The 14,608-nt window shown below is 60.6% G+C and carries 12 protein-coding genes; 7 read left to right on the top strand and 5 right to left on the bottom strand.

Annotated features, from left to right (window positions below; all coding sequences use genetic code 11):
• The first annotated feature begins 108 nt into the window (after positions 1-108).
• Together purU and ACM6G4_RS22250 are read left to right on the top strand one after the other, a co-directional pair.
• Entirely contained in the window at positions 109-957 is an 849-nt protein-coding gene (purU, locus tag ACM6G4_RS22245; protein ID WP_007993692.1) for a formyltetrahydrofolate deformylase, read from the top strand.
• Between the two features lie 86 nt (positions 958-1,043).
• On the top strand, positions 1,044-1,220 hold the full coding sequence (locus ACM6G4_RS22250; RefSeq protein ID WP_177336478.1) for a hypothetical protein: 177 nt from the start codon (positions 1,044-1,046) through the stop codon (positions 1,218-1,220).
• Here the strand turns inward: ACM6G4_RS22250 and ACM6G4_RS22255 are convergent.
• The 4 genes from ACM6G4_RS22255 to ACM6G4_RS22270 form a co-directional block, all read right to left on the bottom strand.
• Positions 1,207-2,202 (bottom strand): lysylphosphatidylglycerol synthase transmembrane domain-containing protein, encoded by a 996-nt coding sequence (locus tag ACM6G4_RS22255; protein ID WP_414914639.1) that lies wholly within the window; start codon positions 2,200-2,202, stop codon positions 1,207-1,209. The genes ACM6G4_RS22250 and ACM6G4_RS22255 overlap by 14 nt on opposite strands.
• Positions 2,199-2,975, bottom strand: a complete 777-nt coding sequence (locus ACM6G4_RS22260) for a DUF2334 domain-containing protein (RefSeq protein WP_414914640.1) — start codon at positions 2,973-2,975, stop codon at positions 2,199-2,201. The genes ACM6G4_RS22255 and ACM6G4_RS22260 overlap by 4 nt, the downstream gene beginning before the upstream one ends.
• On the bottom strand, positions 2,968-4,080 hold the full coding sequence (locus tag ACM6G4_RS22265; protein ID WP_414914641.1) for a glycosyltransferase family 4 protein: 1,113 nt from the start codon (positions 4,078-4,080) through the stop codon (positions 2,968-2,970). The genes ACM6G4_RS22260 and ACM6G4_RS22265 overlap by 8 nt, the downstream gene beginning before the upstream one ends.
• A 243-nt stretch (positions 4,081-4,323) precedes the next feature.
• Positions 4,324-6,213, bottom strand: a complete 1,890-nt coding sequence (locus ACM6G4_RS22270; protein WP_414914642.1) for a methyl-accepting chemotaxis protein — start codon at positions 6,211-6,213, stop codon at positions 4,324-4,326.
• 188 nt (positions 6,214-6,401) lie between these two features.
• Here ACM6G4_RS22270 and ACM6G4_RS22275 point away from each other — a divergent pair, with 188 nt between their 5' ends.
• Positions 6,402-7,880 (top strand): helicase HerA-like domain-containing protein, encoded by a 1,479-nt coding sequence (locus tag ACM6G4_RS22275; protein ID WP_056726327.1) that lies wholly within the window; start codon positions 6,402-6,404, stop codon positions 7,878-7,880.
• Positions 7,881-7,973: 93 nt separating this feature from the next.
• Here the strand turns inward: ACM6G4_RS22275 and ACM6G4_RS22280 are convergent, their stop codons facing one another.
• Positions 7,974-8,429 (bottom strand): DUF721 domain-containing protein, encoded by a 456-nt coding sequence (locus ACM6G4_RS22280; protein WP_414914643.1) that lies wholly within the window; start codon positions 8,427-8,429, stop codon positions 7,974-7,976.
• Between the two features lie 307 nt (positions 8,430-8,736).
• Between ACM6G4_RS22280 and secA the strand changes: the two genes are divergently transcribed.
• The 4 genes from secA (at position 8,737) to ACM6G4_RS22300 (ending at position 14,566) form a co-directional block, all read left to right on the top strand.
• A complete protein-coding gene (gene secA, locus ACM6G4_RS22285) occupies positions 8,737-11,472 on the top strand; it encodes a preprotein translocase subunit SecA (RefSeq protein WP_056726070.1) in 2,736 nt (911 codons plus the stop codon).
• Positions 11,473-11,592: 120 nt separating this feature from the next.
• On the top strand, positions 11,593-12,810 hold the full coding sequence (gene argJ / locus ACM6G4_RS22290; protein WP_414914644.1) for a bifunctional glutamate N-acetyltransferase/amino-acid acetyltransferase ArgJ: 1,218 nt from the start codon (positions 11,593-11,595) through the stop codon (positions 12,808-12,810).
• A gap of 179 nt (positions 12,811-12,989) precedes the next feature.
• Positions 12,990-13,616: a glutathione S-transferase family protein gene (locus ACM6G4_RS22295; RefSeq protein WP_223541140.1), complete on the top strand. Its 627-nt coding sequence runs from the start codon at positions 12,990-12,992 to the stop codon at positions 13,614-13,616.
• A gap of 2 nt (positions 13,617-13,618) precedes the next feature.
• Positions 13,619-14,566, top strand: coding sequence for a Nudix family hydrolase (locus tag ACM6G4_RS22300; RefSeq protein ID WP_223541139.1), 948 nt, complete (start codon positions 13,619-13,621; stop codon positions 14,564-14,566).
• Positions 14,567-14,608: the final 42 nt, after the last annotated feature.

The raw sequence follows: 14,608 nt of genomic DNA on the forward strand, positions 1-14,608 counted from the left end.
CGCCCTGGCGCACTGACCTTCCGGCAGGGCGAAACGTCAACAATACTGCAGTTTTGCTGCGCAATCGCTAGAATGGCGGCCTTTGCGAAGTTCTGGAGTTTCCCCCTCATGCGCACTTTTCGTCTGGTGATTTCTTGCCCGGACCGTGTTGGCATCGTTGCCAAAGTCAGTAACTTTCTGGCATCACACAACGGCTGGATCACTGAAGCGAGCCATCACTCGGACAATCTCAGTGGCTGGTTCTTCATGCGTCACGAAATCCGTGCCGACTCCCTGCCATTTGGTATCGAAGCGTTTCGTGAAGCCTTTGCCCCGATCGCCGAAGAGTTCTCGATGGACTGGCGCATCACCGATACCGAGCAAAAGAAGCGCGTGGTCCTGATGGCCAGCCGCGAGTCGCACTGTCTGGCCGACTTGCTGCACCGCTGGCACAGCGATGAGCTGGACTGCGAAATTTCCTGTGTGATTTCCAACCATGATGACTTGCGCAGCATGGTGGAGTGGCACGGTATTCCGTACTACCACGTCCCGGTCAATCCGCAGGACAAGCAGCCAGCCTTCGCCGAGGTTTCGCGCCTGGTCAAGCAGCACGACGCCGAAGTGGTGGTGCTTGCCCGCTACATGCAGATCCTGCCGCCCGAGTTGTGCAGCGAATACGCGCACAAGGTCATCAACATTCACCACAGCTTCCTGCCGTCGTTCGTTGGTGCCAAGCCGTACCACCAGGCCTCCCTGCGTGGCGTGAAGCTGATCGGCGCGACCTGCCACTATGTGACCGAAGAGCTGGATGCCGGCCCGATCATCGAGCAGGACGTGGTACGCGTCAGCCACAGCGACAGCATCGAAGACATGGTGCGTTTCGGCCGTGATGTCGAAAAAATGGTGCTGGCCCGTGGCTTGCGTTATCACCTGGAAGACCGGGTGCTGGTGCACGGCAACAAGACTGTCGTCTTCTGACAGACGTACGTCACAGTTGAAACTCGAAGGGCCTGGGCGTTCAATCGCTTCAGGCCCTTCGCCGTTACTGCACCGAGGACATGACCATGGCCGATCCACTGGACAAAGCCACCTCCAAGGCTCCCGCCACGCTGGGCGAGGGTTGCCTGAGCCGCTACGACCCGGATGACATGGGGCCTGAAACCGGTACGGAGTTTCCTGACGCCGCGCAGCTGTGGGAGCAGATGCAGCAAGAGCCCGAGGACAAACCTAAGCCTGCCTGAGTTTCATCAACTTCATCAGCAGTGGCCGACCCAGCATCAGCAAAAATACCGGCCCACCGACCAGTAAATAGAAGTAATAGGTCACCGCCCGCCAAATCAGAATCGCCGCGGCTGCCGTGGATTTCCCGACCATGGGCGCCAGCAGTGCAGCGGACGTCAGTTCGGCCGCCCCGGCTCCCCCCGGCAGCAGGCTGAATTGACCGGCGCTCAGGGCAAGCATCTGGACCAGAAAACTCCAGGCCCACTGCAAGTCCGCGCCGAGCCCTCGTAGCGCCAGGTACAGCACGCTGTAGCGCAGGACCCAGTGCATGCAGGTCAGGGCGAATACCTTGATCAAGGTCCGCACGGGCAACTTCAACGTGTCGGTAAACGCCGCCAGAAACTGCAGGAGTTTGCGCGCCCAGCGCATTCGCGTGGCCGCCTTGACATTGAGTCGGGCGAGCCAACGGCCACTCAGGCGAATCAATAAGCGGTGATAGCGGGCCACCATGACGCAACTGATCAGGCCGCCGAACAGCGAAACGGTGCTGACCATCAGCATCCATTCCATGCGCTGGCTGAGGTGCTGGAACAGGGCGTAAATCAGAATCCCGCTCAGGGCACAGAGGAAAAACAGCAAGTCGCTCAGTTGATCCATGGCAAACACTGCACTGCCCCTGGCGGGACGCACGCCGCGACGCGCCAGTAAGGCCATGATCGTCAGAGGTCCGCCACTGCCGCCGGGCGTGGCGCAGTAGGCGAATTCGGCGGCCATCACCACGCCGAGGCTCCTGAGTCGGCCGACCTTGTCGCACTGATCCCCCAGCAACAGGCGCAAACGCAGAGTGTTCACTCCCCAGCACAGCAGGATCATGCCGAACATGATCAGCAACCACGGCAGCGGAAATGCGCTCAGCCGAGACCAGGTTTCGCTGCCGCCCAACAATAATGGAATCAGCACTGCCGCGAGCAAACCGACGAACAACAGCAGTGCGCGACTCATGCGGCAAGGCCCATTCGGTCGTTTTGCAGCGCCAGCCAGCGGGCCTTGGTCATCGGAACTCTTCCGATGTCGAGCAGGTGCTCCAGGGTTTGTAGCCAGTATCGGCGTGAGAACTCATGGCGCATGTCCACCGGGTGCAGGCCCAGGCGAATCACCGGGGCGTGCTGCCAACGCTGTTCTCGCCAGTCGCTGACGAGCTTCGAAACACCCCGGCGCAAGGCGCTGCGCGCGCTCCAGACCAGCCCCGGCGCCTCTATCGCGATGAAATCCGGTAGCCGGTATAAATGTTGCGAGTCGCTGGTGTAACTCAACGGCAATTGGCGCAACGCCTGGCGAGTGCCCTGGCTCATCAGCCAGGCCGGGGCGACGAACCCCTCGAGCGGCCAGTCATGGCGGTGGAACATATCGATACCCGAACGCAACCGGGCGAGGGCGTCTTCCTGCGACAAACGGTAAAACTCGCCTTCGTGGGTGTAGACCCGACGCATGAACCAGTCGCGGGGATTGATGGTCATCGGCCCGTCGTCACAATGGAAATAGCCATGCAGTGCCAGTTCGTCGCCCCGGGCGACCCTGGCACTGAGCTGGCGACAAAATTGCGGATGGGCGTCCAGATTGTTGTGTTTGTGCAAATCCGGGACCACCAGCCAGGTGATCGGCACGTCACCCAAGGCGTCGACGGTTTCGACGAACGGCTGGTAATCGGCCCAGGTGGGCGGTGCCACGTCGTGCAGTACCAGCAGTAAAGCGGGACAGTTCATGGACTCAACCATTGGCTGCCTGCGGCCATTGGCTGCCGAGCACGGCGTGGTAGTGGCGCAGCAGGCTGTTGACCACCGTATCCCAGGCGTAATGCCGTTCGACATGCAATCGCGCTTGCCGGCCCAGGGTTACGCTGCCCGAGCCGAACAGTTCTCGAACGGCGGTGGCCATCGCGGCGGGATTGTTCGGCGCACAGAGCAGGCCGCAGTCCTCGGTGACGATTTCCTCGAAGGCCCCGGCCGCCACGGCTACCACTGGAATTCCGCTGGCCATGGCCTCCAGAATGACCAGGCCGAAGGTTTCCTGATCGCCGGCGTGGAGCAATGCGTCGGCGCTGGCCATCAGGCGGGCCACCTGCGCCGCCGGGCAGAACTCGTCGATCACCGTCACGTTGGACGGCACGGCCGTGGGCATCGACGAGCCAACCAGCAACAGGTGATAGCGTCGGCCCAGGCGTTTCATGCAGTCGAGCAGCACCGGCAGGTTTTTTTCCTTGGACCCGCGCCCGGCGAAGATCAAGAGGCGGGTGTTTTCGTCCAGGCCCAGCTCGGCCCGCAGCCCGGGGTCTCTGGCATCGGGATTGAAGGTTTGCAGGTCGACGCCGAGCGGCTGCACGAAGACATTCCTGACCCCAAGCCCGATGAGCTTGTCGGCCATGACCCGGCTGGGCGCCAGGACCCGGTCGAAGTTGCCATAGAGCTTGCTGACATAGGCCTCGACGTTGTTGGTCACCCAGCTTCCCATGCGGTTGCTGACCAGCAGCGGCAGGTCCGAGTGATAGAAGCCGATGACCGGCACATCGAGTTGGCGCCGCGCATCCAGCGCCGCCCATGCGGTGAGATAGGGGTCGCCGACTTCGATCAGATCGGGTTGCAAGTCTTGCAGCACATTGCGCCAGGGCGCCAGACGCAGAGGAAAGCGATAACCCTTGCCGAAGGGCAGGGCAGGGGCGGGAACCGTGAAGATGCCATCCTGCTCGCCCAAGGACGATCCGGGGATCAGCAAACTGTGGCGAATGCCTGGCTTGATGCCCAGGCGACGATGCTTTGCATCCAGATAAGTGCGCACGCCTCCACTGGCGGGGGCGTAGAACATGGTGATGTCCGCGATATGCACGATGAACGATCCTCCGGTCCTGTTACTCCTTTGGTTGACCTATATGAAGGATAGATGTTCGGTCGGGGTTTGTTGCAAGGCGCTGGATGAAGGCTGTTGTGGCGAGGGAGCTTGCTCCCGCACGGCTGCGAAGCAGTCGTCAAATCAGCCGATGTGTTTTTGTTGACACACCTTGGATACCGATTTTGGGGGCGCTTCGCGGCCCAGCGGGAGCAAGCTCCCTCGCCACATGGGGTTGCTGCATCAGATACGGAAACTGCCTACCAACTGCTTCAACCGTGCCGCCTGCTGCTCAAGGTCCGAGCACGCGCGCAATGTCGATTGCAGGTTCTCCACGCCTTCCTGGTTCAGTGTGTTGATCTCGGTGATGTCGACGTTGATCGACTCCACCACGGCGGTCTGTTCCTCCGTCGCGGTAGCCACCGACTGGTTCATGCCGTCGATTTCACCGATACGCAGCGTCACGCTGTTCAGGCGTTCGCCCGCGAGGTTGGCGATTTCCACGCTGTCCTGACTGTGGCGCTGGCTGTCGCTCATGGTGCTGACCGATTCCCGGGCGCCGACCTGCAACTCCTCGATCATGGTTTGCACCTGTTGCGCCGATTCCTGTGTGCGATGTGCCAGGTTGCGCACTTCGTCCGCCACCACGGCAAATCCACGACCGGCTTCACCGGCGCGGGCGGCTTCAATGGCGGCGTTGAGTGCCAGCAAATTGGTTTGCTGGGAAATGCTGGTGATCACTTCGAGAATCTGCCCGATGTTCACCGTTTTGCTGTTCAGCGATTCGATGTTGGAGCTCGATGCACTGAGCATGCTCGACAGTTGATTCATCGCCGCGATGCTGCGCTCCACCACTTGCTGGCCGTCTTCGGCCAGGTTGCGGGCATCGCTGGCCTGGCTCGAAGCCTGAGCGGCGTTACGGGCAATTTCCTGGGCGGCGGCACCGAGCTGGTTGATCGCGGCCGCGACGCTGCTGGTGCGCGAGGCTTGCTGGTCGGAGTTGAACATCGACGAGTTGGAAGCGGCCACTACGCGCAATGCCACTTCGTTGACTTGCCCGGTGGCTGAGGACACTTCGCGGATCGAGCCGTGAATGCGCTCGACGAAACGGTTGAACGCGGTGCCGAGTGTGCCGAATTCGTCATTGTTCTGGATGGTCAGGCGCTTGGTCAGGTCGCCTTCGCCGTCGGCGATGTCGGCCATGGCACGGGTCATGACGTGCAGCGGCTGGATCAGGATGCGAATCAGCATGCCGAGCAGGGCGATGATGATGGCCACGGCAATAATGGTCGCAACCACAGCCGAGGCGCGGAATTCGCTGAGCATCGAGTAGGCTTTTTCTTTGTCGACCGACACACCGATGTACCAGTTGACCGATGACAAGCCTTTGATCGGGGTGAAGGTCACGATGCGGGTTTTGCCATCGACCTGGATTTCGCTCATTGCGCTGCTGATAGCCGGCGTGTCTTGCGGGTAGACATCCTTGAGCGCCTTCATCGCCAGCGCTTTGTCGGGATGTACGAGGATCTTGCCATCGGAGCTGACCAGGAAGGCATAACCCATGCCGTCGAAATCCAGCGTGCCAAGGCTGTCGGCGATCACTTGCAGGCTCAGGTCGCCACCGACCACGCCGATGTTCTGGCCGTCCTTGATGACGCTGTCGACAATGGAGATCACCAGTTGGCCGGAAGCCAGATCAATATAAGGCTCGGTCAATGCCGAACCGCTGCTGCCTTGCGCGCTTTTGTACCAAGGGCGTGCACGTGGATCATAGCCATCGGGCATCTTGCTGTCCGGGCGAATGATGAACGAGCCATCCTTGTTGCCGAGGTAGGCGCCCATGAAGGTCGAGGTCACGGCTTTTTGTACAAGCAGGCTGGAAACGTTGTCGGCATCGGGGTTGAGCGCAACAGTTTGTGACAGGTTTTCAATCAACAGGCTGCGCCCGTTCAACCAGGTCTGGATATTGTTGGCGGTTACCGCGCCCATTTCCTGCAGATAATTTTCCAGGTTTTCGCGAATGGCATTGCGCTGCAAATAGTCGTTGTACAGCGTGAATGAGGCGAAGGCGGCAATCACAATGAGGGCGGCGGCAAGCAGGATTTTATGGCTGAAACGCAGATTTTTGTTCATGGCTTGGGGTTCCGCTAAGGTCTTAATGTCCAGCGCGTGCTTTTATAAAGGGACGCACGACGGGCAAGGTTGAAAGCAAGTGAATTTTCCGACTCTCCTTAGGGAAATTTCCGACCAGATCGTGTCTGACTGCTTTGTCGTTATCTCTATCGGCCGTGCAGGACCAAAGATTAATCATGGGTGACCAAATGCCTGACTCATTGCAACTCGTTATCGGCGCAGATCTCGAAGGGCAGCCGATTGCCCAGGCCATGCGCCTGGCGAACCGCCACGGATTGATCGCGGGCGCGACCGGCACCGGCAAGACCGTCACTTTGCAACGAATGGCCGAAGCCTTCAGCAATGCCGGCGTAGCGGTGTTCGCCGCCGACATCAAGGGTGACCTGTGCGGCCTTGGCGCCGCCGGCAACCCCCAGGGCAAGATCGCTGAGCGGATTGCCGGGATGCCCTGGCTCAACCACAAGCCTCAGGCTTATCCGGTGACGTTGTGGGACATACACGGTCAGTCCGGTCATCCTTTACGCACAACCTTGAGTGAAATGGGGCCGCTGCTGCTGGGCAGCCTGCTGGAGTTGACCGACAGTCAGCAATCGGCACTCTACGCCGCGTTCAAGGTGGCGGACCGCGAAGGCCTGTTGTTGCTCGATCTCAAGGACCTGAAGGCGTTGCTCAATCACCTGCGGGACAACCCCCAGTTGCTGGGCGACGATGCGGCATTGATGACCACCGGCTCCAGCCAGGCATTGCTGCGACGTCTGGCGACCCTGGAGCAACAGGGCGCCGAAGCCCTGTTCGGCGAGCCGGCGCTGCAACTCGAAGACATCCTGCAACCCACGGCGGATGGCCGTGGGCGCATTCATTTGCTGGACGCCAGCCGCCTGGTGCATGAGGCGCCGAAAGTCTATGCGACGTTCCTGCTGTGGCTGTTGGCCGAACTGTTCGAGCAACTGCCGGAGCGTGGCGATGCCGAAAAACCCTTGCTGGCATTGTTCTTCGACGAAGCTCACTTGTTGTTCAACGGTACGCCCCAGGCATTGCGTGATCGTCTGGAACAGGTTGTAAGGCTGATTCGTTCGAAAGGCGTGGGCGTGTATTTCGTCACCCAGTCGCCGGGTGACCTGCCGGATGATGTGCTGGCGCAGCTGGGTTTGCGCGTCCAGCACGGTCTGCGTGCGTTCACGGCCAAGGAGCAGAAGTCCCTGCGCGCGGTGGCCGAAGGATTCCGGCCGAATCCTGCGTTCGACGCGTTGTCGGTGTTGACCGAGCTCGGGATCGGTGAGGCGCTGGTCGGCACCCTGCAGGAAAAGGGCACGCCGGAAATGGTCCAGCGGGTGTTGGTGGCTCCACCGCAATCGCGGATCGGGCCTTTGACTGAAACCGAGCGCACGATGTTGATCGCAGGCTCACCGTTCAAAGGGCGTTATGACCAACCGATCGATCGCGAATCAGCCTATGAGGTGCTGGTGGGACGCAAGGGACTGGCACCAGAGCCCGAAGCGGAGCAGGGCAAACAGGAACCGAGTTTCACCGAACAGGCCGGAGAGTTCCTCGGCACAGCGGCTGGGAAGGCGCTGAAATCGGCGATGCAACAGGCGGCGAACCAGATTGGCCGACAGTTGGTGCGCGGCTTGATGGGCTCGTTGCTGGGCAGCAAAAAACGCCGCTGAAAGCAAAGGATCGCAGCCTTCGGCAGCTCCTACGGGTTGCTCGCAAATTTAAATGTAGGAGCTGCCGGAGGCTGCGATCTTTTGATCTTGTCTTTAACCTTTGGTTTTGGCATGCGCCGCCAGTCGCTCCAGCGCTGCCCGCAGATTCGGGTCGCTGATCCCGTCGGCCGTGGCCTGAATGGTCGCTGCCGCGTCGTTGGACAAGTCCATGGTATGCCCGGCCGCACCTTGCTGAACGGTCGGCGGTTGAACTTTGAACAGGATCCGGGTCAGATTGGCAAACTCGTCGAACATTTGCAGTTGCCGTTGCAGGCGCTTCTGCTGGTAGCGCAGGCGGGTTGCCCAATGACCGTCGGTGACAATCAGCAACAAACTGCCTTCGCGCCAGGAAGCCACGTGGCAATGCTCGCGAGCGGCGGGTTGCAATTGGCTTTCGAGCAAGCGTTGCAGGTGACCCAGGCGTTGAGCGTGGCCGAGAATGGCCTTCAGCGGCTTGGCTTCGCGTAGTAGAACGGCAGGTACTTTGGCCGTAAGTGGGCGAAATGCCATGATCAGACACCTGAAGTAACAGAGGCGCCATGGTAGCAGAAAGCGCCGGATGCACCCGCCCATTGCTTTTGTGGGCGCTTTACCCATTAAATCAACAACTAACTTCTGTCTTGAACGGCTTGAAGTTGAGCAAAACGCCCTTATTTTATGTGAGCCCCGTCAAAGCGCTGTGCCAGCATCGTGGAATATCGCCACTTTCCTCTCCATCGTTTCCGGGTAGAATGCTCGTTCGCATGCGGCCATGAGGGCTGCACGGGCGACTCACGGGGCCGCCCTCCATCCCTTTAGTGTGGAAGATCCTGCCGATATGTTTGCGCCTTTGTTAAAGAAACTTTTTGGAAGCAAGAACGAGCGTGAAGTCAAGCGCATGCTCAAGACGGTGCAACTCGTCAATGCCTTCGAAGAGCAAATGGTGGCCCTTTCGGACGATCAATTGCGTGCCAAGACAAGCGAATTCAAGGCCCGCATCGCCAAAGGGGAATCCCTCGACAATCTGCTGCCAGAAGCCTTTGCGGTCGCCCGCGAAGCCGGCAAGCGTGTCATGGGCATGCGCCACTTCGATGTCCAGCTGATCGGCGGCATGACCTTGCATGAAGGCATGATCGCGGAAATGCGTACCGGTGAAGGCAAGACCCTGGTGGCAACACTGGGCGTTTACCTCAACGCGCTGTCCGGCAACGGCGTGCACGTTGTGACGGTGAACGACTACCTGGCCCGCCGTGACGCCAACTGGATGCGCCCGCTGTATGAATTCCTCGGCCTGACGGTCGGCGTTGTCACGCCGTTCCAGCCGCCGGAAGAGAAGCGCGCTGCCTACGCCGCCGACATCACCTACGGCACCAACAACGAATTCGGTTTCGATTACCTGCGCGACAACATGGCGTTCAGCATGGAAGAAAAATTCCAGCGCGAACTCAATTTTGCCGTGATCGACGAAGTCGACTCCATCCTCATCGACGAAGCCCGTACGCCGCTGATCATCTCCGGTCAGGCCGAAGACAGCTCCAAGCTGTACATAGAGGTCAACAAGCTGATCCCGCAGCTCAAGCTGCACGTTGAAGAAGTCGAAGGCGAGGTCACCCAGGCCGGTCACTACACCGTCGACGAGAAGACCCGTCAGGTCGAACTCAACGAAGCCGGTCACCAGTACGTCGAAGAAACGCTGACCCGCATCGGCCTGCTGGCTGAAGGCGAGAGCCTGTACTCGGCGCACAACCTGAGCCTGCTGACTCACGTCTACGCCGGCCTGCGCGCGCACAAGCTGTTCCATCGCAACGTCGAATACATCGTGCAGGACGGTCAGGTCGTACTGGTCGACGAGCACACCGGCCGGACCATGCCGGGCCGCCGCTTGTCCGAAGGCCTGCACCAGGCCATCGAAGCCAAGGAAAACCTGAACATCCAGGCCGAAAGCCAGACACTGGCGTCGACCACCTTCCAGAACTACTTCCGTCTGTACAACAAGCTGTCCGGCATGACCGGTACGGCCGACACCGAAGCGTTCGAGTTCCACCAGATCTATGGCCTGCAGGTCATGGTGATTCCACCGAACAAGCCGCTGGCCCGTAAAGACTACAACGACCTGGTGTTCCTGACCGCCGACGAGAAATACGCGGCAATCGTGGCCGACATCAAGGAAAGCATGGCCGCGGGCCGTCCGGTTCTGGTCGGTACCGCCACCATCGAAACCTCCGAGCACATGTCCAGCCTGCTCGTGAAGGAAGGCATCGAACACAAGGTCCTGAACGCCAAGTTCCACGAAAAGGAAGCCGAGATCATTGCCCAGGCCGGTCGTCCGGGCGCACTGACCATCGCCACCAACATGGCCGGTCGTGGTACCGACATCCTGTTGGGCGGTAACTGGGAAGTGGAAGTGGCTTCCCTGGAAAACCCGACCCCTGAGCAGATTGCCCAGATCAAGGCCGACTGGCAGAAGCGTCACCAGCAAGTGCTCGAATCGGGCGGTTTGCAGGTGATTGCCTCCGAGCGTCACGAATCGCGCCGTATCGACAACCAGCTGCGTGGTCGTGCCGGTCGTCAGGGTGACGCCGGTTCCAGCCGTTTCTACCTGTCGCTGGAAGACAGCCTGATGCGCATCTTCGCCTCTGACCGGGTGAAGAACTTCATGAAGGCCCTGGGCATGCAGCCTGGCGAAGCGATCGAGCACCGCATGGTGACCAACGCCATCGAAAAGGCCCAGCGCAAGGTTGAAGGCCGCAACTTCGACATTCGCAAGCAGCTGCTCGAGTTCGACGACGTCAACAACGAACAGCGTAAAGTGATCTATCACATGCGTAACACGTTGCTGGCCGCCGACAACATCGGTGAGACCATCGCTGACTTCCGTCAGGACGTGCTCGACGCCACCGTCAGTGCGCACATTCCTCCGCAGTCGTTGCCTGAACAGTGGGACGTGGCTGGTCTGGAAGCTGCATTGCAGAGCGATTTCGGTGTCACGCTGCCGATCCAGCAATGGCTCGACGAAGACGATCACCTGTACGAAGAAACCCTGCGCGAGAAACTGATGCAGGAACTGATCGCGGCGTACAACGAGAAAGAAGACCAGGCGGGCGCCGAAGCGCTGCGCAGCTTCGAGAAGCAAATCGTTCTGCGCGTGCTGGACGACCTGTGGAAAGACCACCTGTCGACCATGGATCACCTGCGTCACGGTATCCACTTGCGTGGTTATGCCCAGAAGAACCCGAAGCAGGAATACAAGCGCGAGTCGTTCACCCTGTTCTCCGAATTGCTGGATTCGATCAAGCGCGATTCGATCCGTGTGCTGTCCCACGTTCAGGTTCGCCGCGAAGATCCGATCGAAGAAGAGCAGCGCCTGCGTCAGGAAGCCGAGGCATTGGCCGCTCGCATGCAGTTCCTGCATGAAGAGGCGCCAGGCCTTGAACAGCCGGAAGTGTTGGGCGAAGAGGTCGATGTTGCCCTCGCGGCCGCGCCGGTTCGCAACGAGCAGAAACTGGGTCGCAACGAGTTGTGCTACTGCGGTTCGGGCAAGAAGTTCAAGCATTGCCACGGGCAGATCCAGTAAAACCCGTTTCAAACGCTGAAATACCCGCGCCGCGACCGGCTTCTGCCGTCGCGGCGTTTTACCATTCGAACCACCGTTCTGCTGAAACGGTGCTGACATCATTTATAAAGGAGCGCATTCATGGCTGTTGGTCTTGGTCCTTTGCCAACGTTGCACCCGGTTGCCGGTTTTGAACTCGGTATCGCCTCGGCCGGCATCAAGCGCCCGGGGCGCAAGGATGTTGTGGTCATGCGCTGTGTTGAAGGCTCCACGGTTGCTGGCGTGTTCACCCTGAACGCCTTTTGCGCCGCGCCGGTGATCCTGGCCAAGCAACGCGTGCAAGGCCCTGTGCGTTACCTGCTGACCAACACCGGCAATGCCAACGCCGGTACCGGCGAGCCAGGCCTGGCCGCCGCCGAGCGCACTTGCGCCAAGCTGGCCGAACTGACCGGTGTCGAGGCCAGCCAGGTGCTGCCGTATTCCACCGGTGTGATCGGCGAGCCGTTGCCGGTCGAGAAAATCGAAGGCGCGCTGCAAGCGGCCCTCGACGACCTGTCGATCCATAACTGGGAAGCCGCCGCCACCGGCATCATGACCACCGACACCCTGCCAAAAGGTGCCAGTCGTCAGTTCCAGCACGACGGCGTGACCATCACCGTAACCGGCATCAGCAAAGGCGCCGGCATGATTCGCCCGAACATGGCGACCATGCTCGGCTACATCGCCACCGACGCCAAAGTCTCCCGCGATGTGCTGCAAAACCTGATGCTCGATGGCGCCAACAAGTCGTTCAACCGCATCACCATCGATGGCGATACCTCGACCAACGACTGCTGCATGCTGATTGCCACCGGTCAGGCGGCACTGCCGGAAATCACCCGTGCCGAAGGCGAACTGTTCGCCAAGCTCAAGCAAGCGGTGTTCGAAGTGTGCATGGACGTGGCCCAGGCCATCGTTCGCGACGGTGAAGGCGCGACCAAGTTCGTCACTGTTGAAGTCAACGGTGGCGGCAATCACCAGGAGTGCCTGGACGTCGGTTACACCGTGGCTCATTCGCCGCTGATCAAGACCGCGTTGTTCGCTTCCGACCCGAACTGGGGCCGTATCCTGGCGGCTGTAGGCCGTGCCGGAGTGCCGAACCTGGACGTGAGCAAGATCGACGTGTTCCTCGGCGACGTGTGCATCGCCAGCCGTGGCGCGCGCGCGGCGACCTACACCGAAGCCCAGGGCGCGGCGGTGATGCAGCAGGAAGAAATCACCATCCGTATCGAGTTGGGTCGTGGCGATTGCAGCGAAACCATCTGGACCACCGACCTGTCCCACGAATACGTGAAGATCAACGCCGAGTACCGTACTTAATACACGGTTCAAGACCGAGTCGTCCCATTCGCGAGCAAGCCCGCTCCCACAAGAGATCTTCAGTGAACACAAAGTGTGCGTACTGCCCGATCAACTGTGGGAGCGGGCTTGCTCGCGAAGGCTGACGACCAGACGCTAGATATTCTGGCTTGTTACCCTGACGAGAAGGCACCCCGAACATGAGCCTGCACCTGATCATCGGCGACAAACTGCATTCCTCCTGGTCCCTGCGTGGCGCCCTGGCCCTCGATCTGACTGGCGCTTCCTACACCGAAGAACTGATCAAGCTGAACCAGCCGGACACCCGTGAGCGTCTGCTCAAGCATTCGCCAACCTGTAAAGTCCCGCTGCTGAAAACCGGACACGGCACCATCGCCGACTCCCTGGCGATTGCCGAATACCTGGCAGAACAGTTTCCCGACGCGAACCTGTGGCCCAAAGACATTGCCGCCCGTGCCCAGGCGCGTTCGGCGTGCGCGCAGATGCACAGTGGCTTTTTCGCCATGCGCGGCAACATGCCGTTCGACCTGAGCCATGACGCAGCGCTATCGCCGGTCCCGGCCGATGTCCAGGCGGACATCGAACGCATGTCTGCGTTGTGGGCCGAGTGTCGTGCCGCTGCGACCGAGAGCGGTCCGTACCTGTTTGGCCGCATCACGTTGGCCGACGCGTTTTTTGCACCCATCGCCGTGCGCCTGCGCACCTATCGGGTGAAACTGTCCGCGGCTGACGAAGCCTATGTTGAAACCCTCTACCAATGGCCAGCGTTCAAAGCCTGGCAGAAGGCCGGACTGGAGGAGTCGTAAAGGTGAAACGAGTCCATGTCGCCGCCGCCGTCATCCGTGATGGCAGTGGCCAAATCCTGATCGCCCGTCGTGCGGATTCACAGCACCAGGGTGGCTTGTGGGAATTTCCCGGGGGCAAGGTCGAGGCCGACGAGTCGGTCGAAACCGCACTGGCCCGCGAACTTCATGAGGAACTGGGCATCGTGGTCGGCGCGGCGCGCCCGCTCATTCAGGTCCGGCACGATTACCCGGACAAGCAGGTGTTGCTGGATGTCTGGGAAGTCTCGGCGTTTACCGGCGAGCCCCACGGCGCCGAAGGCCAACCGCTGGCCTGGGTGTCGCCCCGGGATCTGTCGGATTACGAGTTTCCGGCGGCCAATCAGCCGATCGTCGCGGCCGCGAAATTGCCCGCTCAGTACCTGATTACCCCGGAAGACCTGGAAACCCCGGCGTTGCTGCGCGGCATCCAGAAGGCCATTGCTGGCGGCATCAAGCTGATCCAGTTGCGCGCACCGAACGGTTACGACCCGAAATACCGGGACCTGGCCGTGGATGCGGTGGGGCTGTGTGCCGGCAAGGCGCAATTGATGATCAAGGGGCCGTTCGAATGGCTGGGCGACTTCCCGTCCGCCGGTTGGCACATTACCTCGGCGCAGCTGCGCAAATACGCAGCGGCTGGCCGACCGCTACCGGCATCGCGCTGGCTGGCGGCGTCGTGCCATAACGCTGAAGAGCTGGCGCTGGCCGAGCAGATGGGGGTGGACTTCGTGACCCTGTCGCCGGTACAGCCGACCCAGACTCACCCTGGCGCCGAGCCGTTGGGTTGGGAGCAGGCGTCGAGCTTGATCGAGGGCTTCAGCAAGCCGGTGTTCCTGCTTGGTGGGGTTGGCCCGGCTGAGGTCGAGAAAGCCTGGGCGACGGGTGCGCAGGGTGTGGCGGGAATACGGGCGTTTTGGCCTGATTCCCAGTGATGCAAATGGCCTCATCGCGAGCAAGCTCGCTCCCATAGTGGA

It is taken from the genome of Pseudomonas sp. IT-P258, from assembly GCF_949767825.1.
Lineage (GTDB): Bacteria > Pseudomonadota > Gammaproteobacteria > Pseudomonadales > Pseudomonadaceae > Aquipseudomonas > Aquipseudomonas monachiensis.